Source organism: Thermococcus sp. ES12, from assembly GCF_012027515.1.
Taxonomy (GTDB): Archaea; Methanobacteriota_B; Thermococci; order Thermococcales; family Thermococcaceae; genus Thermococcus; species Thermococcus barossii.
The window spans coordinates 1-496 of the sequence record NZ_SNUP01000039.1 but is presented as its reverse complement, the minus strand read 5'-3'; the positions used below and the strand labels follow the sequence as shown (position 1 = coordinate 496).

Sequence of the window (496 nt, the reverse complement as noted above, 5' to 3'; positions counted from 1 at the left end):
AGACAGTTTAACGATGCTGTTAAAATTGATGGGGTTATATTGACTAAATTAGATGCAGATGCAAGAGGAGGAGCAGCATTAAGTATAAGTCATGCTATAGGCGCCCCAATACTTTTTGTAGGTGTTGGACAAGGCTATGATGACTTAATGTCTTTTGATGAAAAGTGGATGCTTGAACGGTTATTTGGCGAGTAAAATGGAATTCTTTTTGTTTTTAAGACTTTTCTCTATATCTTTGTTATTTTTTGCAATTATTAGGGTGATGGGCAATTCTAGCTTCAATGGTCGTGCAACTCGTGATTAACGGGATTAAAGGAGTATTTGGCATTTAAGCTCCATAAACTTTTTAAATTTTTTAGGTAAACCTAATTGAGGGTGGAAAATTGATAATAGCTGAAAATCTGAACATTTACTATGATAATCATAGAGCAATTGAAGATGTGACATTTGAGCTGAATACTGGAGAGACTCTTCTTCTGCTGGGCCCGAATGGTGC

At 35.9% G+C, this 496-nt stretch carries 1 pseudogene; it reads left to right on the top strand.

Annotation, left to right across the window (positions count from 1 at the left end):
- Nucleotides 1-195, top strand: a pseudogene (locus E3E37_RS10905) (signal recognition particle-docking protein FtsY); the annotation flags it as partial.
- Nucleotides 196-496 lie beyond the last annotated feature (301 nt).